The organism is Nocardioides sp. HDW12B, assembly GCF_011299595.1.
Taxonomy (GTDB): domain Bacteria; phylum Actinomycetota; class Actinomycetes; order Propionibacteriales; family Nocardioidaceae; genus Marmoricola_A.
The window spans coordinates 3,689,559-3,711,427 of the sequence record NZ_CP049867.1; the positions used below are offsets into that span (position 1 = coordinate 3,689,559).

The window sequence follows — 21,869 nt, forward strand, 5'->3', positions numbered from 1 at the left end:
CACCAGGAGTCGACGACGGGAGCCGCCGTGGCACAGGACGCGCGAGCGCGCACGGTCACCATGCTCGACGTCGCCCGGCGAGCGGGGGTCTCGCGTGCCCTGGTGTCGATCGTCTTCCGGGACGCGCCCGGCGCGAGTGACGCGACGCGCGAGCGCGTGCGCGCCGCCGCGGCAGAGCTCGGCTACCGGCCCGACCAGCGCGCGCGGCTGCTCGGGCGGCACCGCACGCGCACCGTCGGGGTCGTCTTCGGGCTGCACCGCGAGTTCCACGGCCAGGTGGTCGAGGACCTCTACCGCGCCGCTGAGGGGAGTGGCTACGAGCTGGCCCTCGGGGCGTCGGCACCCAGCCGGGGCGAGGCGCAGGCGGCACGAGCCCTGCTGGACTACCGGTGCGAGGCGCTGGTGCTGCTGGGCCCCACGCTCTCCGTGGCCGCGCTCGAGGACCTCGCGGCGGCGGTCCCGGTCGTGGTGGTCGCGCGGGCGGTGAGGTCGAGCGCCGTCGACGTCGTCCGCACCGACGACGTCGCCGGGGCGAGGATGGCCACCGACCACCTGCTCGACCTCGGGCACACCGCGGTCGCGCACGTGGACGGAGGCCGGGCGCCCGGGGCGGCCGAGCGACGCCGCGGCTACCGGGCGGCGCTGGCGGCGCGAGGGCTGTCCGCGGGGGCGCGGGTCGTGCCCGGCGGCCTCGACGAGGCCTCCGGTGAGGTGGCAGCCGCGGCCCTGCTGGACGGCCGTCCGACCGTCACGGCGGTGACGGCGTTCAACGACCACTGCGCCACCGGCCTGCTCTTCGCCGCGCGGGCGCGCGGTTCGTCGGTGCCCGGGCACCTGTCACTGGTCGGGTACGACGACAGCGCGGTGGCGCGGCTGGGCAGCGTGCAGCTCACCACCGTGGCCCAGGACTCGCCGGCCCTGGCCACGGCTGCCCTCGGGCTCGCCCTCCGTCGGCTGGAGGACGGACCGTCGACCCCCAACGGCGACGGGGTCCGAGACCGAGGTCGGGGTGGAGACAGCGGCGGCCGGCGCGAGGTCGTCGTACCGCCGCGCCTCGTGGTCCGCGGCACCACCGCGCCACCCCGGTGAGCCCAGGCCGAGCGGTATCGAACGTGTCTTCGGATTGTGTCGGAGGTGTCTCCTAGCCTGGTCGCATGAGCAGTCAGCGGTGGGACCCGGACCCGGAGACGGGGCTGCACCGCGACGCTGCCCGGGTGCTGGCCGACTCGACCGCCGCCGTCCGGTCGCGGCGGCTCGCCGAGGTGCACGACCTCGACGTCCTGCTCGAGTGGGCCGACCTGCACGCAGCCGACCCGACGCACGGACCGCTGGGGCGCGCGGCGCGGAAGGTCGGCAACGTCCTGGTGCGCGTCGGCGGCGAGGGCACCCCGGGCGTCCAGGACTTCTGCCTCGGGGAGATCGCGATGGCGCGCGGCACCGGCGTCACCGCCACCCGCAACGCCCTGGCCGACGCGCTCGACCTGACCCACCGGCTCCCCCGGACCTGGGCGGTCTGCCGCGCGGGTGAGGCGGAGGTCGGCATCGCCCGCCAGGTCGCGAAGATCTCCGGCACCTGCCCGCCGACCGCACCTGGGTCGTCGACGTCGCCGTTGCCCGGATGATCGCCCACCACTCCGGCGGGCGTGTCCTCGACGTCGCCGAGGCCAAGGTCATCGAGGCCGACCAGGCCCTGCACCAGGAGCGGGTCGAGGCCGAGCGGCGACGGCGCTTCGTCGGCTTCACCCGCACCGACGAGACCGGTCTCCGCACCATCATCGCCCGCGTGAAGGCCGGCGACGCGGTCTGGGTGCAGGCGACCGTGGAGCGCGTCCGCGAGATCATCGCGCCGTCCCACCCCGACCTCGACGCCGACGAGCTGCGGTCGGAGGCCTTCGGCTGGCTCGCCCGTCCTGCCGAGCTGCTCGCGCTGCTCCTCGAGCACACCACCGACGAGCCCGTCGGGACTGACAGCAGGAACGACGGCGGCGCCAACGCCGACGTCCGCCAACAGAACACCACCGACGAGCACGGGGAGCCCGACGACCGCACTGCCGCTGTGGAGCCGCCGGGGGCGGCCGAGCCCGCTGAGCCCACCGCGCTGAACCGCGCGATCGCCTTCCCCCGCGACCTGCTCGGCGCCCTGCTCGAGCACGACCTAGCGGCACTGAGGCCGACGGCCACCCTCTACCTCCACCTCGCCAGCTCCGCGCTGCGTCCCGCACGGACGACGGGCGGCACGTGCGCGGGGTCCGAACGCTCCGGGGGCGTGGCGCGCGTGGAGGACCTCGGCCCCTTCGGCCTCGAGCAGCTGCCGGACCTGCTCGGCCACACCCGGCTGCGGATCACGCCGGTCCTCGACCTGTCCGACCGGGTCCGCAGCAGGGCGTACGAGCACCCGGAGGCGTCGAGGGACCGGGTGCACCTCCTCACCGGCGGCGACTACTGGCCGTTCGCGACCTCGACCTCCCGCCGGGTGGATCTCGACCACCCGACGCCGTACGACCACGACGCGGCGGAACCTCCGGATCGACCCGGCCAGACCGGCACCCACAACTCCGGCCCGCTCGGTCGACAGCACCACCGGTGGAAGACGCACGCAGGCTTCCGCTCCCGCCAGTGCGGCGAGAACCGCTACGTCTGGCTGACTCCCCACGGCCTGGCCCTCGTCACCGACCACCGCGGCACGCGCCCGCTCAACCCTGACGTCGCTCGCACCATCCACGACGCCCCCTCCGGGGTCGACGTCTACCCGAGCGACCTTCAGGTCCGGCTCGACCTCGCGTCCGACGACACCTCCTGAGCGCGGCGCGCGAGCACGTCCAGGTCGCGCACGGCGTACCGGTGGTGCTCCCACTCCTCGTTGAGGATCACGTGCAGGCAGGACAGCACCGTCTCCGGGTGCTGGGGCGACCACGGGTTGGCGCGCGTCTCGGCCAACACGTCGGTGGTGGCGCCGGCGATGAACTCCCGCACCATGCCCCTCCGCTCGGCACGGACCGCCAGCACCTCGTCGTACGACGGGAGCCCCGACGTGAAGACCGACGTGTCGTAGCCGTCGGTGGCGTACTCCGCGTTCGGCTGGCCCAGCGGGTGGAACGGCTGCTCCTGGCCGAGGATCGCCCGGCCCAGCCAGACGTCGGTGGCCATGACCAGGTGCCGCAGCGTCTGGGCGAAGGAGAACTCGCCGTCCACCGACGCGTCCACCGTGCCGGCGGGCAGCGTGTCGACGCGTGCCAGCGTCGCCGCCCAGGTCCGCTCGACCGCCTCCCAGGCCGCACGGAGCGCGGCGGGGTCGGAGGCCAGGCGCAGCTCGCGCCCGGGGAAGCGGCGGTCGAGCTCGGCGTCGACCAGCGGGACGACGTCCACCCCGTTGACGAGCAGGCTGCCCCCGGGCTCGAGCAGCCACGGGCTGTCGACCTCCAGTCCCTGCACGTCCACGGACCGCATCACCGCACCCGAGAGGTCCGACCGCACGAAGCGGGCTCCCCTCAGGTCGCTGTCGACGAACTCGCGCCGGTCGTCTGCGCCACTGGGCGTCGTCATGCCCCGATCCTCACCGGCGGCAGCGCGCCGGTCCACCCCTCCGGCTCAGCCGAGCAGCCAGCGTGCCTCGTCGACGAGACGGGCGAGGGCGACCACGAAGACCACCCCGAGCGCTCCGCGACCCACCCACGCCGCGACCGAGGCGCCCGGGACCGCCCCGCCGTGCCGGCGACGCAGCGCCTCCACCGCGACCCAGACGAGCGCGAGGCCGACGACGAGAGGGACCAGCGGCACCAGCGCCGCGAGCGGGAGCAGCGCGACGCCCAGCGGCCTGCGGGCGAAGAAGCCGTCATCCGTCAGCCACCGCTCGGCCAGGAGGGTCAGCAACGCGGCGTACACCCCGGGGATCAGCATGAACAGCGCGACGCCCAGCCCGGGGTTGCCGAGCAGGCGGTAGTCGACACCGTCGGTGTGCACCAGCTGCTCGCCGACGACGACGGCCGGCCCGACGCCGACCGAGAGCACGCGGAACCAGGTCGGTCCCACGACCAGACCGCGCAGCGCGGCGTACACGACGGCTCCCAGGGCTCCGAGCAGCCCACCGACCAGCAGCAGGTTCAGGCTGCCCAGGAGCGTGAACCGCCCGATCATGAAGCCGTCGTCGCTGGTCAGCCCGCCCATGCCGGGGTTGGTGGCCGCGAGCAGCATCATCGCCAGACGACCGCCCACGCCACCGACCAGGACACCGAGCAGGACCCCCGGCCGCGGTGATGGCGGCCAGGCGGCGCGCCGCCACGAGGCCGGCGACGCGCCATCGAAGCCGCGAGCGGTCGTCCGCGGCGGGCGCGTCGAGCAGGCTGGTCACCTCGGGATCGTGGCAGAGCGGTCCGGACCGCACATCGGACCTTCGGCCCGCCCCTGGGTCTAGGGTCGCCCCCATGCACCGGATCTTCACCACCAGCGTGGCGTCCGTCTACCCGCACTACGTCGCCAAGGTCGAGCGCAAGGGCCGCACGCAGGCCGAGCTGGACCACGTCATCGCCTGGCTCACCGGGTACGACGAGGCTGCCCTGCGTCAGCACCTGGAGGCCGGGACCACCTTCGAGGAGTTCTTCGCGCAGGCCGACATGAACCCGCGCACCGACCTCATCACCGGGGTGGTGTGCGGGGTGCGGGTGGAGCAGGTCGAGGACCCGCTGATGCAGAAGATCCGCTGGCTCGACAAGCTCGTCGACGAGCTGGCCAAGGGCAAGGCGATGGAGAAGGTCATCCGGGCCTGAGGTGGCGGGCGAGGCCGGTCGCGCGCTGTGCGCGTCGTGTGACCGCCGCCCGGACGGCGTCCTCGGACCCCACGACGCGCACCCGCGACTTCGCCCGCGTCACCGCCGTGTAGAGCAGCTCGCGGGTGAGGATGCGCGAGTCCTCCTCGGGCAGCACCACCGTCACCTCGTCGAACTGGCTGCCCTGGCTGCGGTGGACCGTCATCGCGTGTGCCGTCGACACCTCCGCCAGTCGTGACGTCGGCAGCGCCCGCCCGTCGGTCCGGTCCCCGTCGCCGATGACTGCCACCAGGTCGGGGCCGGTGCGGCACACGACCCCGGTGTCGCCGTTCCACAGCCGCAGGCCGTAGTCGTTGGCGTTCACCACGAAGGGTCGCCCGAGGTACCACTCCGGCAGCCAGTCACGTCCCGTCGCCTCCAGGAGCAGCCGCTCGACGGTCCGGTTCCACCGGGCCACGCCGAACGGGCCCTCTCGGTGCGCGCACAGCAGGCGGTGACGCTCCAGCTCGACCAGGGCGCGCTCCGCGTCCCCCGACCCGGCGGCCTCGTGGAGCGCCACGGCCCGGTCGGCGAGAAGCCGCAGCAGCTCGTCGCCGCCGGAGTCACCCGCCCCGAGCCAGGCCACCTCGGCCGACCCCGCGCGGAGCTCGGCCAGCACGGTGTCGACGTCGCCGTCACGGATCGCGAGCGCGAGCGCGCCGATCCGCTCGCCGAAGCGACGGGTGTGGCTGAGCTGGGCGACCGGCCCCGGGGCCTCGACCGCCTCGAGGGCCTCGGTCGACCCCACCGGGGTCGCACCCCCGTAGCCGTCGACCAGGTCCTTGAGCACCGCACCGGCGTCGACCGAGGCCAGCTGGTCGGCGTCACCGACCAGCACCAGCCGCGCCGACGGCCGGACCGCCTCGACCAGCCGCGCCATCATCGTCAGCGAGAGCATCGAGGTCTCGTCGACCACGACCACGTCGTAGGGCAGCCGGTTGCCGCGGTGGTGCCGGAAGCGCGTGCTGTTCGGCGTCCACCCGAGCAGCCGGTGCAGCGTCGAGGCCTGGAGCGCAGCGATCGTCGCGACCGCCGCCCGGTCGGCGTCGTCCTCACGCGGGAAGCCCCGCTGCCCGGTCGACTCCCGCACCGCCTGGACCATCCGGGCCGCGGCCTTGCCGGTCGGCGCCGCCAGCGCGATGCGCAGGGGACGGCCCGAGTCGTCGGAGGCCGCGTGCGCGCGCAGCAGCACCCCGAGCAGGCGGGCGACGGTCGACGTCTTGCCGGTGCCCGGCCCGCCGGTGATGACGCTGGTGCCGTGGGTCGCCGCCTTCGCCGCGGCAGCACGCTGGTCGGCGTACGCGTCGTCGGGGAAGTACGCCGCCAGCGCGTCCGCGAGCACAGCGTCCGCCGGCGGCGGTGGAGGGGCCGCAGAGCGGGCCGCGAGGTCGGCGACCACCTGCTGCTCCTCGCCCCAGTAGCGGTCGAGGTAGACCAGGCCGTCGTCGACCCGCACCACGTCCGAGGCCACCAGGGGGCTCCGGGCGACGGCCTCCGCCCACGAGGTGGCCTCCGGCCAAGCAGCTCCGGGGGCGATGTCCGGGGCGGTGCCCAGGTCGAGGCAGACCGATCCGGAGCGGACCGCCCGCACCGTCAGCGCCACCGCCAGCAGCACGCTCTCGTCGGCCTCCTGGCCGAGCCGGCCCAGCCGCTGGGCCACGTGGACGTCCGCAGCCTCCAGCACGCCGGACGCGTTGAAGTCGTGCAGCACCCCCGCGGCCCCGCGCGCGACGCGAGGGTCGCGGGGGTCCTCGAAGGGCTCGACCTCCCAGCTCACGAGCGCTCCTTCCCGTCGAGGAGGTCCGAGACGGCCTCCACCAGCGCGACCGGCGGGCGCCACGAGAAGACCCCGCACCGCTCCCCCGCGACGACCGGGGTGTCGAGCCCGCAGAGGCCGCGGAGGTAGAGGTACATCACCCCGCCGAGGTGGGTCTCCGGGTCGTAGCCGGCCAGCCGCCACCGCAAGAAACGGTGCAGCACCACGGCGTACAGCAGCGCCTGCAGCGGATAGCTCGAGTGCGTCATGGCCTCGGCCAGAGCAGCCGGCCGGTAGTGCTCGGCGGTGAGCTCCTCGTCAGGAGCACCGAGCCAGTTGGACTTGTAGTCGACGATGACGAACCGCTCGGCGCCGTCGACCGGCACCCGCAGCACCACGTCGACCGAGCCGGTGAGGTAGCCGGCCAGCACCTGCGCGGCGTGGCCCTCGTCGTCGAGGGTGTCGGCGTAGGGCAGCAGCGGGTCGCCGGCGGCCAGGTGCGCCCGCAGCAGCGGTCCGAGGTCGGACAGCCGGGCACGCTCGCGCCGGCCCGCCACGTCGCCACCGGCCAGGGGCAGCTCGAAGTCGAGCTCGCTCATGCGGTTGCGCACGCCGATGCCGCGCAGGGTCGCGTCCCCGACGAGCGGCCCCAGCGGGGTGTCGTGGACGGCCACCAGGGCGTCGGCCAGCACCTCGGCGTCGAGGGCGACCGGCCAGCGCACCAGCTGAGTGCGCACCTGCTCCAGCAGGGCGGCGCGCAGGTCGCCGCCGTGCTCGAGAGCGGCGGGATCGGTGTGCTCGAGGACCGCGTGCACCAGCGAGCCGAACGTCGCGCCGACCGGCAGGTCGGCCATCGGTGAGCGGACGCCTGCCGCCGTCCCCGTGACCTCGGCGTCGGTGGCGGTGGCGGTGGCGATATCGGCGGCTGCTGGCACCGGGGCGTCCGGCTCGTCGTCGCGCAGCGGGTGCTCCGGCTCGCTGCCCAGCGCCACCACGACCTGGTCGGCGCGGGCCGCGTCCGGGCCGGCCGACGAGCGGGCAGCGGCACTGCTCAGCGCGGTGTACGACGTCCGCCGCCAGTCGGGGTCGACCCGACGGGTCCACGACCGCGCGCGCAGGTCACCGAGGTCGTCGCCCGGCACCGGCCCGGTGTCGGCGGCGACCTCCACGGGCTCGACGTGCGCCCCACCGGCGTCCTGCCAGTGCCGGGCGATCTCGCGCGCCCGGTCGTCGGGGTGGACCGGCGCCTCGCGGGGCACGTCGACCCCGCCGGGCAGCCGGCCGAACAGCATCCGGTGCAGCGGGGCGTTCCGGGTGTTCTTCGCGCTCGGCAGCCACCACGTGACGACCTGCGACTGGGCCCGGGTCAGCGCGACGTACAGCAGCCGCAGGTCCTCGCCCGCCTCCTCGCCGACGGCCGCCGCGGCGTACGGCGACCCCGGCCCGCTCACGTCGAGGCACCGGCGGCCGGCCTCGTCGTGGAAGAGCGGGTGGTCGGGGACGCGCGGGAAGAGGTCGGAGGCGAAGGGCAGGTAGACGACGGGGAACTGCAGCCCCTTGCTGCCGTGGATGGTGAGGATCTGCACCGCAGCCGCGTCGCTGTCCAGCCGGCGGGTGCGCTCGCCCGTCACGTCGCTGCGCGCCTCGGTCATGCGTCCGCGCATCCACGCCAGCAGCGCGGTGAGCCCGAGCCGCTCACGGGTGGACTCGTCGTGCAGCGACTCCGCCACGTGGCGCAGGTCGGTCAGCAGCCGCTCGCCTCCCTCGCGGGCCAGCACCCGGGCCGGCACGTCGTGGGCGGCGACCGCGGTCTCGAAGACCGCCGCCACCCCGCGCAGGCGCAGCAGGTCGCCCCAGGAGCGCAGCACGTCGGAGACCCGCTCGGTGAGCGCGTCCCCCTCCGCGTCGAGCTCGGCGGCGGTGTGGCCGAAGAAGGAGGTCAGCGCGGCGGCGCGCACCCGCTCGCTGCGGTGGGGGGCGTCGAGCGCCTCGAGCAGGCACACCCACTCGTCGGCGCCCTCGGTGGCGTAGACGCTGCCGCTGCCGGCGATCACCGCCTGCACCCCGGCCGCGACCAGGGCGCTCCGCGCGATCTCGCACTGCCTCCGGGTCTCGCAGAGCACCGCGACGTCTCCGGCCACGAGCGAGCGATCGTCGTACGTCGCCCCGGCCGTCAGCAGCGCGCGCACGTCGGCCGCGAGGTCCTCGGCGACGAGGGTGCGCAGCTCGCCGATCGGCACGCCCTTGGTGCCCTTGACGCCGAAGCGCTCCCGGTCGACCACCCGCAGCCGGAAGGGCTCCGGGCGGGGCGCGCCCGCCAGTCGCCGTCCGGTGTGCGCCGCGTCGACGTCGCGCACCACGATGCGCCCGTCGCCCAGCGCCGCCCCGCGCAGCAGGGTCTGGACGGCGTCGAGCAGGGGCTGGTCGCTGCGGTGGTTCGTCCCGAGGGTGGCCTTCACGCCGGCGGTCTCCTCGGCGGCGAGGTAGGTGACCACGTCGCCGCCGCGGAAGGCGTAGATCGCCTGCTTCGGGTCGCCGATGAGCACCATCGTGGCCACGCCGCTGAAGGCGCGGTCGAGCACCTGCCACTGCACCGGGTCGGTGTCCTGGAACTCGTCGACGAGCACGAAGCGCCACCGGTCGCGCATCCGCTGCCGGGCAGGCGCCTGCTCGTCCTCGAGGGCAGCGGCCAGGCGGCTGAGCAGGTCGTCGTAGCTGAGCACGCCGAGCCGGCGCTTGCGCAGGTCCATCTCCTCACGGACGGCGCGGGCGAAGCGCCACCGGCGGTAGGCCGGCGTGGCGGCCGCACCGTCCTCCGGCGGCGGCGGCTCGACGAGGTGGGCCTGGGGGTCACCGTTCGCGACCCGGGCGATGGCCAGGGCGTCGGCGCGGCTGAACACCGGGGCGTCGTCGGAGCGGGCGAAGCCCCGGACGTAGAGGTCGTCGACGACCTCGACCAGCAGGTCGTCGAGGTTCTCCACCAGCCGGGATCCGGCGTCGGTGTCGCCGGCCACCCCGAGGCTGCGCAGCACCAGCTGGCAGAACTGGTGGGTGGTCGCGATGGTGGCGGCGTCGAAGTCCGTCAGCGCGAGCCGCAGCCGCTCCAGCCGGCGGCCGAGCTCGGCCGGGTCGGCGGGGTCGGGCGTGCAGAGCAGCGCGACCAGGGCGTCGGGGTCGTCGGGGGGCGTCCCGCGCACGCAGGCGTCGAGGCTGCGCTCGGCGTCGACGAGCTGGGCCCGCACCCGCTCGCGCAGCTCCTGGCTGGCGGCGCGACCGAAGGTGACGACGAGCATCTCCTCCAGCCGGCCGTGCCCCTCGGCGACCAGCCGGGTGACGAGGGCGGCGATGGTCCAGGTCTTGCCGGTGCCGGCGGACGCCTCGAGCAGGGTCGTCCTGCCGGGCGTCGGGAGGTCGCCGGTGATGTCGAAGACCTCGGGCTCGCCGGATCGGCCCGGGCCGGCGCCATGGGCGTCGCGCCCGCCCGTCGGGAAGGGCAGCACCGTCATGCCGGGCTCACCCGCTCGCGCGCCAGCAGCGGCTCCCACAACCGGAGCGCGAGCTGTCCCAGCCGGGTCCGCTCCGCGCTCGTGGCCAGGCTGCTCCAGGTCTCGTCCGGACGGGCCGGCTCCAGCAGGCACGCGACCGGGGCGCGGCGGCCGTAGACCCGCACGTGCGCCGGGTCGTCCTGCTCGCCCGGGACCGGGCTGGAGTCCGAGCTCTCCCACGCCGAGACCAGGGCCCGCTCGGGCTCGCGGTGGCTGTGGGTGGCCTCGGCCCAGGCGTGGCCGCCGCGCAGCGGGAGGGGCAGCGGCTCGCGCATGCCGCGGTCGTAGAGGTCCACCAGCCGGCCCAGCAGCTCGGTCGCGGTGTGGTCCGGCGGGGGCACCAGCGCGTGCTGCGGCCGCTTGGTGCGGCTGTGCCAGCCGTAGACGTCGGAGCGCCACGACTGGTCGGGCAGCCCGGCGGCCAGGGCGAGCAGGTCGACCCAGGCCTCGAGCCGGTGGCGCGGCGACAGCGACGAGTAGTGGACGCGCACGATGCGGTGGCCCCGGACGTCGGGCACCACGCCGGTCAGGCGGCGGTGGCCGCCCGCGGCGCCGGCCCCTCCGCCCGCGCCCCCGCCCGCGACCGCGCCCAGGGCGACGGTGACGTCGTACGAGCGCGCCTCGGCCTGGCGGGCCTCGTGGCTGGCGGTGATGAGCTGCCCGGCCCGCCCGGTGATCTCGGTGAGCTGACGGCGCCCGAGCGCCTGGGGCGGCAGGTCGCCGCGCAGCTGCTCGGCGAGCAGCACCCCCTGCGGGTCGGCGCCGGCGAGCACGTCGGCCAGCACGCGGTTGCCGACCGTCCACTTCTGGAGGTTGTCGATCTCGACCGGCAGGGCGTCGTCCAGCTCCTCGTGGTCGCGGGCGACCCCGACGTCGAGCCGCTGACGCAGGAAGGCGCGCACCGGGTGGACCAGGAACGCCTTGAGGTCGGCGAGGGCGACGTCGCGCGAGCCGTCGTCGGCCGCCGGTGGCGCCGGGAGCGGGGTCGGCAGCAGCGACGGCCGCGGCACGCGCGGCCGGGTCGTCGCGACCGCCCCGGCCAGCGCGGCTCGGTCGAAGGAGCCGACCGCGGCCGCCGCGCTGAAGTTGCGGGCGTCGAAGGGCTGCAACGGGTGCGCGGTGACCACGTGCTCACGCGCGCCGGGAACCGTGCGCTCGACGGCGTCGAGCAGCTCGCCGAGAGGGACGGCGGGCGGGCGCGGCTGGCCGCTGTGCTCGTTGGCGCCGGTGTAGGTCACGACGAGGGTCTCGCGCGCGGACACCACCGCGTCGAGCAGCAGCTGACGGTCCTCGCTGCGGGGGTCCCGCTCCCCGGTGAGCGGGTCGCGGGCCAGCACGTCGTCGCCGTCGGTCACCGTGCTGCGGGGGAACACGCCGTCGTCGAGCCCGACCAGGCAGACCACCCGGTGCGGCACCGACCGCATCGGCACCAGCGTCGACACCGTCAGGTGGCCGGTGCGGAAGTTGGCCCGGGTGGGCCGGGGCTCGGTGCGCTGCTCCAGCAGCGTGCGCACGTCGGCGAGGCGCAGGTGGGGGTCGCGGCCGGTCGCGGCGTCGCGCAGGCCGTCGACCTCCCGCTCGAACTGCGCCACCTGCCACTGGTCGGTGGCGGGCACGGACGCGAGGTCGAGCACACCGTCGTGCAGCTCGGTCAGCCAGGCCTCGAGGGTCTCGGCGCGGCGCAGCGCCTCGACCCGGCGCTCCAGGCGGGCGACGAGCTCGGCGAGCCGCCCGGCGAGCCCGACCTGGGCGCTGCCGACGTCGTCGAGCGGCAGCACGGCCGCCAGGTTGCGACCGCCGTCCTCGGCCATCGCGACGCCGAGCAGGATCCGGTCGAGACCGGCGCGCCAGGTGTTCTGGTCGAAGCCGTCCAACCGGTACGCCGCCCGCTGCTCGTCGGTCAGGCCCCAGCGGACGCCGGACTGCTCCACCCACGAGGTCAGCGTGGCCAGGTCGTCGTCGGAGATCCGGAACCGGTGGCGCACCGGGTCCGCCGCCGCGAGGTCGAGCACCTCGCTGGCCTTGCCCCGTCCCCCGGCCACCGTGACCAGCGACGCCGCCAGCGCCAGCAGCGGGTTGGTGCTCATCAGGCCGCGGTCGGCCAGGCGCACGCGCAGCCCGTGGGCCGGGTGGGCCTCGGGCCCGGCCAGCTCACCCAGCCCGAAGGCGGCCGAGAACAACGGGGCGTAGGCCTCGACGTCGGGACACATCACCAGGATGTCGCGGGGCTCCAGCGGGTCGTCGGAGCCCGCCGAGTCCTCCATCAGCCCGACCAGGACCTCGCGCAGCACCTCGACCTGGCGGGTGGCGCCGTGGCAGGCGTGCACCTGCACCGAGCGGTCGGCGGGATCGACCGCGCGGGGAGAGGTGTCGACGCCCCCCGGGTCGCGGTCGCCGCGGAGGTCGGCCTGGAGCAGGTGGAGCAGGGAGCGGGGCTCGTCGGGACCGCTCTCGGGTGTCCCGAGGGGTGGCGGCTCCGACGGGCCGAGCAACGACAGCGAGCGCTGCAGCTCGCGGGAGTCGCGTCCCAGCGACGACAGCAGCGGGTGCGCGACGGCCCGCCCCGAGCGGTCGCCGGCCCGGCGCACCGGCCCGGCCGCCACGTCGGCCTCCGGGTCGCCCGCGAGGCGCTCCCACGCCGCCGGCGAGGCCTGCGGGAGCCACAGGTGGACCTCCCGCACCTCGCCCACCGCGCGCAGCAGCTCCAGCTCGGTCACGGGCAGGCGGGTGTGGCCGAACATCGAGAGGCGGTCGGGCAGCGGGAGCAGGACACCCGCGCGGATCGCGGCCAGCGTGTCGGTGTGCCGCACGACCGGTGACGGGGCGTCGACCTCGGCGACCAGGCGGCGCCACAGCTCGGCCTGCCACCCCAGGTCACCGGGGAGCTCCCCGCCGGCGCCGTCGGTGTCACGCCCGGCCTCCCAGTCCGCCAGCAGGGTGGGTCGCTGCACGGCGTACGACGTGAGGAGGCCGGCGAGGCGTCGCACCGCGGACCAGCGGCGGTCGCGCCGCAGTTGCGCCAGCTCGCCCTCGGCACCATGGCCGAGGTGGGCCGCGAGCGTGCGGCACCACGGCTCGTCCATCGAGGCGTCGACGACGTCGAGCAGGGGCCACACCAGGCGGTCGGGGTCCCACGGGTCGTCGCGCTCGGTGCCGGTCAGCAGCGCCACCAGCGAGCGCGGGTTGAGGAAGCGCACCCCGGCGCAGATGCCGTCGCTGCCGCGCGACCCGGCGCCGAGCCGGTGCGACAGCCGCTGCGTCAGCCAGCGCTCGACGCCCTTGGCCGGCACCACCACGACCTCCTCGGCGAAGGGGTCGGCCAGCGGGGTGGCGAGCAGGTCGGCGAGGGCGTCGGCCAGCACGCCGGTGTCGGTGCCGCGGTGCAGGTGCAGCGTCACGGTGCCACCCCCTCGCGCTCGACCGGTCGACTCGCGTCGGACCCTAGTCGAGGGCCCCGACAAAGGCGCAGAACTCGTTGCCCTCCGGGTCGGCGAGCACGCTCCACGCGAGCCCGCCCTCGGCCTCGTCGCCCTCGGGCAGCAGCAGCGCGGCGCCCTTGACGAGCAGCGCGGAGAGGTCGGGCACGACGAGGTCCCAGTGCACGCGGTTCTTGACGACCTTCGGCTCCGGGACGGGCACGAAGACGAGGTACTCGAACGGACAGCCCGGCACGCCCTCGAGGAAGGACCAGCCGTTGTCCGCGTCGTGCTGGGCATCGACGCCGAGGACGCCGGCCCACCACACCGCCTGCGCCTGCGGGTCGGCGCAGTCCACGACCAGCTCCATGGGTCCGACCGGACGGTCCGCGCGCGGCGGGAAGACGCACAGCTCGCCGCCCTCGGGGTCGCGCACGACCACCCAGGAGTACGTCGCGTCGTCGACGACCGTGCCGCCCAGCGCCACGACGTCGGCCACCGGGGCCCGGACGTCGAGGTGCACCCGGTGCTTGACCGCCTGCGGCTCGGGCACGGCGTTGACCCAGACCGTGTCCTGCGGGGTCGCGCCGCGCAGCACCACGTCGCCGTTGTCGAGGACCTCGGCGGCCAGCCCGAGCAGCGCACCCCAGAAGGAGCCGAGGCGCACCGGGTCGACGGCGTCGAGGCAGAGGTCCTTCCAGGCCGCGTCGGGACGGGTCGTCAGCGACGGCAGGCTCGGGATCACGCCGCGATCGTACGGGTCCGGTCGGACGTCACGGACCCTGCTGCTCAGTCCTCGACCGCGAGCACCAGCAGCGCGGGACCGGAGCGCACGACCAGGTGCTCGCCGACGAGGACGAGCTCGTCGATCGGCTCGCGGACGTTGAGCGGGCGCGGACGGGCGCGCTCCGGGTCGAGGGCGACCAGGCCGTTGGGCGACGGCACCAGCCGCTGGTCGCCGACGGCCGTGGAGGGACCGAAGTTGTCGCGCTGCTCCCCGAAGGGCAGGTCGGGCGTCGACACGCTCCACGACGCCCGCCCGTCGAGGTCGAAGGCCCGCAGCCGGGCGCCGCCTCCGGGCTCCGGCCCCTGGAGCACGATGCGCTCGCCCCACACCGACCCGCTGACCAGACCCGCACCGAGCGGCCGCCGCCACCGCTCCTCGCCGGCGGCGTCGAGGGCGACGAGGGCCCACTCGCTGCGCGTCACGCGGTCGTCGCGGCCGGGGGCGGCCTCGAGCACGAACCAGCTGCCGGTCCCGGCGTCCTCGCCCAGCAGCATCGCCGCACGGTCGTCGGGCGGCCGGTCGGGATAGGTCCACGACGGGTCCCCGGTCGCGGCGTCGTACGTCGTCACCAGCGGCGCCTCGATCCCGCCGGCGACGGCCAGCTCGGCCAGCCGGACCGGGTCCACGACCCGGCTCACGACGAGCCGGTCGCCGGCCACCGTGACGCCGGCGGCCTCGGTCACGCCGTCGAGGGCGCGGCGCCACGACACCGACCCCTCCGGCGTACCGGGCAGGACGGGCAGCCGGGCGGCCGTCACGGGTGAGGCCACCCGCCCGGCGACCACGACGACGTCCGGCCCGGCCTGGTCGGTCTGCAGGGTGGTGGCCGGCTGGCCGGTCGCGGCACCGGCCAGCGGCACCTCGGCGCAGGCGAGCAGCTCGCCGGTGGCGCCGTCCAGGGTCAGCACCGCGGGCGAGGCACCGGAGGTCAGGAGCGTGACGGCGTCCCCGACCGGCCCGCCGCGCACGATCGACGCGTCGAGCTCCACCGACCAGGCGACCTCGCCGCTCGGCAGGTCGACGACGCGCAGCGACGTGCGCCCGACCAGGCCGAGCCGGTCGTCCTGCTGCTCGCCCAGCGGCAGCAGCGCGGGGGCGGGGTCGCGCGGCTTGAAGAAGCGGCCGGCCAGCAGCGGCCCGAAGGGACGGGCGAGGTCCTCGAAGGCGGCCACGACCGGCCCGCGCTGCCGACCCACGGTGCCGCTCGGCACCAGCTCGGCGCGCGCCACCAGCTCGGGCACGTCGGCGGCGAGGCGACCCACCGTGACCGGGCAGTCGACCGGGTCGGGCTCCTCGTCACGCAGCAGCAGCGCGGCGCCGCCGCCGGCGACCAGGCACAGGGCCAGGCCGCCGGCGAGGGCGCCGGAGCGTCGCGACGTCAGGGCGTCACGGGTGGTGCGTCGGGCGGACCGGGCGCTCAGACGACGCCGCGACCGCCGTCGGTGCGGCGCTCGCTCTCGGTGACGGTGCCGTCGGCGTGCTCGGTCACCACGACCGAGCGGCGCTTGCGGCCGGTGTTGGCCACCACCAGCGACAGGATCACGGTGAGCACGCCGGCGAGGATCAGGATCCAGCCGAGCGTGTTGTCCTCGATGCCGGGGATGTCGACCTCGAGGATGAAGACGAAGATCGCGCCGATGACGATGAGGACGATGCCGAGTCCGATGCTCATGTGAGCCTCCCAGGGGGATCAGGAGGGCGTCCCTGCCCTCCCCACCAGTCTCCCGCGTCACACCTGTCCCCGGAGGCGGAATGGGTCAACCCGGGAGGCGGCGCTGGCTAGGCTCGGGCGCATGACCGCTGCCTCCTCGCTCCTCGACCACCCGATCGCCCGGCTCGACGGGACCCCCGGCACGCTCGGCGACCTCACCGGCGGGCGGGCCGCGCTCGTGGTGAACGTGGCGTCGAAGTGCGGCCTCACCCCGCAGTACGCCGCCCTGGAGGAGCTGCACGCGACGTACGCCGACGCGGGCTTCACCGTGGTCGGCGTGCCGTGCAACCAGTTCCACGGCCAGGAGCCCGGATCGGCCGAGGAGATCGCGGAGTTCTGCTCGGCGACCTACGGCGTCACCTTCCCGATGAGCGAGAAGGTCGACGTCAACGGCGAGACCCGCCACCCGCTCTACGCCGACCTGGTCGCCACCGACTACTCCGACGACGGCGGCAAGGGCTTCACCGGCAAGGACCCCGACCCGTCGGTGATCATCTGGAACTTCGAGAAGTTCCTGCTGGACGCCGCCGGCCGCCCGGTCGCCCGCTTCGCGCCCGGCACCACGCCCGACGACCCCCAGGTGGTCGCCGCCGTCGAGCGGGTCACCGGCGGCGCGTGAGCACGCGCCACCTCGCCTACGTCGGCGAGCCGATCACGCTGCAGCGGCTGCTGCTCGACCCGCCGCGTTCCCTGGCTGCGCAGGCGTGGTCGCCCAGCACCCAGCTGGGCGGGGTGGTCAGCGCCGACGGCTTCGGGGCGGGGTGGTACGCCTTCGGTCGTGACGAGCCGGTCCGCTACCGCCGGGCCCAGCCGATCTGGACCGACGCGTCCTTCGCGTCGCTGGCCCCCACGATCGCGTCCTCCTGCATCCTCGGAGCGGTCCGCTCCGGGACGACGACGTTCGCCCACGACGAGTCGATCGTGGCGCCGTACACCCAGGGGCGCTGGCTGTTCAGCCACGACGGCGGCGTCGCCGACTGGCACAACGCGCGGCGCTCGCTCTACGACCGCACGATCGACATCCCCGAGGCGGCCGCTCCGGTCGACTCCGCGCTGATGTTCGGCCTCGCCGCCTCGCGCTGGTCGGCCGGCACCCCGCTCGGCGCCGCGCTGGTCGAGGTGATCCGCGAGGTCCGCAAGGTCGGCGGCGGACGCCTCAACATGCTGGCCGTCGACGGGCGCAGCTTCGCCGGCACGACGTACGGCGAGCAGCTGCACGTGCTGGAGAAGGACACCGGCATCGTGCTGGCCGGGGAGCCCTACGACGACGACCCGGACTGGATCGAGGTGCCCGAGGGCGTCCTCGTCGAGGGCAACGAGCACGGCCTCACGCTCACCCCGCTCGAGCTCTGAGCGCTCCCCCTCGGAGCGGACGTTCCCTGGCCACTCGTCCGCTTCCCGGCTATCGTGTCTCGCATGGTACTGGGCGACGACGCCATCCTGAGCAACCTCCGGCGGGGAGCGCTGGAGTACTGCGTGCTGTCGCTGCTCGCGGACCGTGAGCGCTACGGCCTCGAGCTGGCGCGCGAGCTCACCGTCGACGGCGTCCTCATGGCCAGCGAGGGCACGCTCTACCCGCTGCTGGCGCGGCTGCGGAAGAGCGGGCTCGTCACGACCCAGTGGTACGAGTCCACCGAGGGACCGCCACGCCGCTACTACGCGCTCACCGAGTCCGGGCGCGCCGTCCTCGAGACCTTCAAGCCGGCGTGGAAGACCTTCCGCGACGCCGTCGACGCGACCCTGCACACGTGAGCCGAGGAGCCCTGTGACCACGCCGCCCCCGCCACCCTTCACGCGCCACCCTGCGGTCGCGCGCTACCTCGACGAGCTCGAGCGGCTGCTCCGCGGCGTCGACCCCGTCGAGCGCACCGAGGTCCTCGACGGCGTCCGCGAGCACCTCGAGGCGTCGCTGCACGGCACCGCCGGCGGGGACGCCGTGGTCCGCGCCGCGCTCGACGAGATCGGCCCTCCCCAGGTCGTCGCGGACGAGGCGTACGCCGGCCGCCCGGGCGTGACGCTCGCGTCCTGGGCGGCGAGCTCGTCCGCGCACGACGGTCGCGTGCCGATCACCTCACGCCGCTGGGTGCCCATGGTCGTCCTCATCCTCGGTGCGATGTCACTGCTGAACTTCATGCTCCTCGACTGGGTCTCCGCCAGCTCCGGCGACGGCGAGCTCGGCCCGCTGCCACCGACCACCTCCGAGATCGTCCTGGGCTCGATCGGCCTGGCTCTGTGGTTCTGGCTGCCGATGGCCCTGCTGGTGGCGTGGAGCACCCTGTGGCCCGTTCGCGAGCGGGTGCTGCTCCTGGCCCTTTGGCCGCTGGCCCTGCTGCTGCACCTGACGCTCCCGGCCCAGCTCACGCAGCGCATCGTCCTCCTCGGCGGTCTCGCCGCCCTCTCGGTGCTCGCCGCGAGAGGCTCGCGGCGTGTGCCGCGGCCTCCTGGGGACTCGGACCGGCACCTCGACGGTCCGCGCGAGGTTGCGCGCGTCCGCGCACTCGCGCCGGTGAGCAGCCGTGGCTGGCTGCCGGCGAGCGTGGCTCTGCTGCAGGCCCTCGCGTTGCTGCTGGTCGTCATGGTCACGAGCTCGGCGAACACGGTGAGCAGCACCGAGAACACCTCGTTCGGCCCGGACGGCCAGGTCGTGCGGACCGTCGGTGAGACCACCTTCGACGGCCAGGCAGGCGCAGGGCTGGTCGGCATGCTGGCCGCCTTTCCCTGCTGGCTGCCGCTCCTCCTGCTGGTCACCAGCACGGTCCTGTGGACCCGCCGCGAGAGGCTCGTCCTCATCGCGGTGGCGCCCCTCGCGTCCTTCCTGCTCGGCACGCTCCCGACAATTGGCTGGACACTCCTGGGCGAGGACGGGTTCGACCTCGCCGGACTCCTCGGTGAGGGGCTCGGGCTGTTCGGCGGCGTCACCGTCACCGCCGTGCTCGTCCGCCGCGCGCTCGTCCGCGCGGCGGCCCTGCAGGCGTCGGAGGCCCGAGGTGCACCGACCCGCGGCCCCCGCACGACCTCTGCCGACCACCACGACCTGACGCACCAGGAGCCCCGATGACCCAGTCCCCCGTCACCTCCCATCCCCTGGTCGCGCGCTACCTCGACGACCTGGCCCGCCTGCTGCAGGGCGTCGACCCGGTCGAGCGGACGGAGGTCCTCGACGGCGTCCGCGAGCACCTCGAGACCTCGCTGCACGGCACCGACCGCAGCGACCACGACGTACGCACTGCGCTGGACGAGGTCGGCCCGCCGCAGTCGGTGGCCGACGAGGTCTACGCCGGACGCCCGGACCGGACCGCCCCGCGCGAGCTCGGCGTGACGATGCCCGTGCGACCCCCGGCCACCTCGCGCAGCTGGGTGCCCCCGGTCGTCGCCGTGCTCGAGGGGCTGTGCCTGCTCCTCGTCCTGGGCGTGGTCGGGATGGCCGGGACCGTGACGCAGTCCCAGGTCGCGACGTCGGCGCGGGTGGGCGAAGTCGTGGAGAGCCCGGTCGTGACGTCGTACGACGGCTCGCCCCTCGCCGGCGTCGCGGCGATCTTCGGCAGCCTCCCGTTCTGGCTGCCGCTGGTGCTCCTCGTGGCGATGAGCGCGCTGTGGACCGGGCGGGAGAAGACGTTCCTCCTCGCGCTCGCCCCCCTGGGCGCGCTGCTGTTCGGCGTGCTGCCGAGCGTGGGCTGGGCGCTGTTCGGGGAGAACGGCGTCTACGGCGCCGCCTGGCTCACCATCGGGCTGCTGCTGATCGGCGGCGGCACGCTCGTGGGCGTCCTCGTCCGTCGTGGGCTCATCCGGGCCCAGGCCCTGCGGGCTGCCTGACCCCCTCCGAGGTCACCAGATCCGGACGCGCTCCTCGGGGTCGAGCCAGAGGCCGTCGCCGGGGGCGGTGCCGAACGCGGTGTGGAACTCGTCGAGGTTGCGCACGATGTTCGCGCGGAACTCGCACGGGCTGTGCGGGTCGACGGTGAGCAGCTGCTGCGACAGCTCCTTGCGGCGCTTGGTGCGCCACGCGTAGGCCCAGCTCATGAACAGCCGCTGCGAGCCGGTGACGCCGTCGCGCTCGGGCACCTCGGCTCCTTCAAGGCTGATGAGGTAGGCCTTGTGGCCGATGGTCAGGCCGCCCAGGTCGCCGATGTTCTCGCCCACGGTGAGGGAGCCGTTGACCGTCTCGCCGGGCAGGTCGCGCGGCTCGAAGGCGTCGTACTGCGCGATCAGCTTGTCGGCGCGGGTCTTGAACGCAGCCTTGTCGGCCTCGGTCCACCACTCGTTGAGGTTGCCGCGCTCGTCGAACTCCGAGCCCTGGTCGTCGAAGCCGTGGCCGATCTCGTGGCCGATGACCGAGCCGATGCCGCCGTAGTTCTCGGCCGGGTCGGCCTCAGGGTCGAAGAAGGGCGGCTGCAGGATGCCGGCCGGGAAGCAGATCTCGTTGGTGCCGGGGTTGTAGTAGGCGTTGACCGTCTGCGGCAGCATGAACCACTCCGAGCGGTCGACCGGCTGCCCGATCTTGCCCAGCTGGCGGTCGTGCTCGAAGGCCGAGGCGGCGCGCACGTTGTGCAGCACGTCGTCGGGGCGCACGTCGATCGAGGAGTAGTCGCGGAACGTGTCCGGGTAGCCGATCTTCGGCAGGAACGTCTCCAGCTTGCGGAAGGCCCGCTGCTTGGTCTCGTCGGTCATCCAGTCGAGGTCGGTGATGCTGCGCCGGTAGGCCTCGATGAGGTTGGCCACCAGGTCGTCCATGAGCGCCTTGCTCGACGGGGGGAAGTGACGCTCGGCGTACAGCTGGCCGACGGCCTCGCCCACGCAGCCCTCGACGAAGGAGACGCCGCGCTTCCAGCGCTCGCGCAGCTGCGGCGTGCCCGAGAGCGTCTTGCCGTAGAAGTCGAAGTTGGCCTGGACGAACCCGCTGGCGAGGTACGGCGCCGAGGCCTTGATGACGCGCAGCCGGGCCCAGTCCTGCCAGTCGGCGTGGTCGACCTCGCCGATGAGGGTGGACAGGTGCTCGAAGTAGCTGGGCTGGCGGACGTTGACCTCGGCGAGGGTGCGGTCGTCGGCGCCGAGCGCGTCGGCGTACTCCGCCCAGGCGAAGGCCGGAGCCAGCTCGCGCAGCTCGGCGAAGGTCTTCAGGTTGTAGGCCTTGAGCACGTCGCGGGTCTCCGCGCGCTCCCAGTGGCCCTGCGCGATGCGGGTCTCGAGCGCCACGGTGCGGGCGGCGCGGGCCTCGGTGTCGTCGAGTCCGGCGAGGGCGAACATGCGCGCGACGTAGGCCTCGTACGCCGTACGGATCTCGGCGAACTTGTCCTCGCGGTAGTAGGACTCGTCGGGCAGCCCGAGACCGCCCTGGAGCAGGTTGACCAGGTAGCGGTCGGAGTTGCGGTCGTCGTTGTCGACGTAGGCGCCGAAGAACCCGCCGCAGCCGGACCGCTCGAGCTCGCCGATGAGGACGGCCAGCGCGGTGTGGTCGGTGGCGGCGTCGATGCGGCGCAGGTCGGCCTGCAGCGGCTCGGCGCCGGCGGCCTCGATGGTGTCCTCGTCCATGAAGGAGCGCCAGAGGTGCCCGATCTGCTGCGTCGGCGAGCCCTTCTCGGCGTCGTCGGCCCCGGCCGCGGCCTCCTCGACGATGGCCCGGACGCGCTGCTCCGAGAGCACGTTGAGCTCCGAGGACGCGCCCCAGCTGGAGCGGTCGTCGGGGATCTCCTCGGTGTCGAGCCAGCGGCCGTTCACGTGGCCGAACAGGTCGTCCTGCGGCCGGACGGCGGGGTCCATGCCCGGGCGGGCTTCGTCGAGCATCGTCATGCCGCCGACCCTACTTCCCCCATGTAACGCGGGGTTATGGACGCCGACCTTGGTGCACAACCCGT

At 74.8% G+C, this 21,869-nt stretch carries 18 protein-coding genes; 9 read left to right on the forward strand and 9 right to left on the reverse strand.

All coding sequences use genetic code 11. The features are described from left to right. Positions 1–27 precede the first annotated feature (27 nt). From G7072_RS17280 to G7072_RS17290, 3 genes are all read left to right on the forward strand, one after another. The gene (locus tag G7072_RS17280) at positions 28–1,089 is read left to right on the forward strand and encodes a LacI family DNA-binding transcriptional regulator (protein WP_240917021.1); all 1,062 of its coding nucleotides are present in this window, start codon (positions 28–30) and stop codon (positions 1,087–1,089) included. A gap of 65 nt (positions 1,090–1,154) precedes the next feature. Continuing rightward, on the forward strand, positions 1,155–1,622 hold the full coding sequence (locus G7072_RS17285; RefSeq protein ID WP_166088559.1) for a hypothetical protein: 468 nt from the start codon (positions 1,155–1,157) through the stop codon (positions 1,620–1,622). Further along, complete coding sequence (locus G7072_RS17290) at positions 1,619–2,800, forward strand: hypothetical protein (protein WP_166088561.1); 1,182 nt, start codon at positions 1,619–1,621, stop codon at positions 2,798–2,800. The genes G7072_RS17285 and G7072_RS17290 overlap by 4 nt, the downstream gene beginning before the upstream one ends. Here G7072_RS17290 and G7072_RS17295 read toward each other — a convergent pair. Both G7072_RS17295 and G7072_RS17300 read right to left on the reverse strand, forming a co-directional pair. After that, on the reverse strand, positions 2,761–3,543 hold the full coding sequence (locus tag G7072_RS17295) for a DinB family protein (RefSeq protein WP_166088563.1): 783 nt from the start codon (positions 3,541–3,543) through the stop codon (positions 2,761–2,763). The genes G7072_RS17290 and G7072_RS17295 overlap by 40 nt on opposite strands. Positions 3,544–3,588: 45 nt before the next feature. Continuing rightward, on the reverse strand, positions 3,589–4,212 hold the full coding sequence (locus tag G7072_RS17300) for a hypothetical protein (RefSeq protein WP_166088565.1): 624 nt from the start codon (positions 4,210–4,212) through the stop codon (positions 3,589–3,591). 209 nt (positions 4,213–4,421) lie between these two features. Here G7072_RS17300 and G7072_RS17305 point away from each other — a divergent pair, with 209 nt between their 5' ends. After that, complete coding sequence (locus tag G7072_RS17305; RefSeq protein ID WP_166088567.1) at positions 4,422–4,763, forward strand: DUF2200 domain-containing protein; 342 nt, start codon at positions 4,422–4,424, stop codon at positions 4,761–4,763. On the opposite strand, the gene recD is transcribed toward G7072_RS17305, so the two are convergent. The 6 genes from recD to G7072_RS17335 form a co-directional block, all read right to left on the reverse strand. Continuing rightward, positions 4,750–6,579, reverse strand: a complete 1,830-nt coding sequence (gene recD, locus G7072_RS17310; RefSeq protein ID WP_166083602.1) for an exodeoxyribonuclease V subunit alpha — start codon at positions 6,577–6,579, stop codon at positions 4,750–4,752. The genes G7072_RS17305 and recD overlap by 14 nt on opposite strands. Beyond that, on the reverse strand, positions 6,576–10,064 hold the full coding sequence (locus tag G7072_RS17315) for a UvrD-helicase domain-containing protein (protein WP_166088570.1): 3,489 nt from the start codon (positions 10,062–10,064) through the stop codon (positions 6,576–6,578). The genes recD and G7072_RS17315 overlap by 4 nt, the downstream gene beginning before the upstream one ends. Beyond that, complete coding sequence (gene recC, locus G7072_RS17320; RefSeq protein WP_166088572.1) at positions 10,061–13,501, reverse strand: exodeoxyribonuclease V subunit gamma; 3,441 nt, start codon at positions 13,499–13,501, stop codon at positions 10,061–10,063. The genes G7072_RS17315 and recC overlap by 4 nt, the downstream gene beginning before the upstream one ends. Before the next feature lie 43 nt (positions 13,502–13,544). Next, entirely contained in the window at positions 13,545–14,264 is a 720-nt protein-coding gene (locus G7072_RS17325) for a VOC family protein (RefSeq protein ID WP_240917022.1), read from the reverse strand. A 44-nt stretch (positions 14,265–14,308) separates the two neighbouring features. Then, on the reverse strand, positions 14,309–15,568 hold the full coding sequence (locus G7072_RS17330) for a PQQ-binding-like beta-propeller repeat protein (protein ID WP_166088574.1): 1,260 nt from the start codon (positions 15,566–15,568) through the stop codon (positions 14,309–14,311). A gap of 155 nt (positions 15,569–15,723) precedes the next feature. Further along, positions 15,724–15,978 carry a DUF6458 family protein gene (locus tag G7072_RS17335; RefSeq protein WP_166083603.1) on the reverse strand — a complete coding sequence of 85 codons (255 nt, stop codon included), beginning with the start codon at positions 15,976–15,978 and terminating at the stop codon, positions 15,724–15,726. Between the two features lie 121 nt (positions 15,979–16,099). Here G7072_RS17335 and G7072_RS17340 point away from each other — a divergent pair, with 121 nt between their 5' ends. The 5 genes from G7072_RS17340 to G7072_RS17360 all read left to right on the forward strand — a co-directional run bounded on the left by G7072_RS17340 (position 16,100) and on the right by G7072_RS17360 (position 19,830). Then, entirely contained in the window at positions 16,100–16,636 is a 537-nt protein-coding gene (locus tag G7072_RS17340; protein WP_166088576.1) for a glutathione peroxidase, read from the forward strand. Then, positions 16,633–17,370 (forward strand): ergothioneine biosynthesis protein EgtC, encoded by a 738-nt coding sequence (egtC, locus tag G7072_RS17345; RefSeq protein WP_166088578.1) that lies wholly within the window; start codon positions 16,633–16,635, stop codon positions 17,368–17,370. The genes G7072_RS17340 and egtC overlap by 4 nt, the downstream gene beginning before the upstream one ends. Before the next feature lie 63 nt (positions 17,371–17,433). Continuing rightward, a complete protein-coding gene (locus G7072_RS17350; protein WP_166088580.1) occupies positions 17,434–17,769 on the forward strand; it encodes a PadR family transcriptional regulator in 336 nt (111 codons plus the stop codon). 13 nt (positions 17,770–17,782) lie between these two features. Beyond that, on the forward strand, positions 17,783–19,075 hold the full coding sequence (locus G7072_RS17355; RefSeq protein WP_166088582.1) for a hypothetical protein: 1,293 nt from the start codon (positions 17,783–17,785) through the stop codon (positions 19,073–19,075). After that, complete coding sequence (locus G7072_RS17360) at positions 19,072–19,830, forward strand: hypothetical protein (protein ID WP_166088584.1); 759 nt, start codon at positions 19,072–19,074, stop codon at positions 19,828–19,830. The genes G7072_RS17355 and G7072_RS17360 overlap by 4 nt, the downstream gene beginning before the upstream one ends. A 12-nt stretch (positions 19,831–19,842) precedes the next feature. Here the strand turns inward: G7072_RS17360 and G7072_RS17365 are convergent, their stop codons facing one another. After that, the gene (locus G7072_RS17365) at positions 19,843–21,804 is read right to left on the reverse strand and encodes a M13-type metalloendopeptidase (RefSeq protein ID WP_166088586.1); all 1,962 of its coding nucleotides are present in this window, start codon (positions 21,802–21,804) and stop codon (positions 19,843–19,845) included. Positions 21,805–21,869 lie beyond the last annotated feature (65 nt).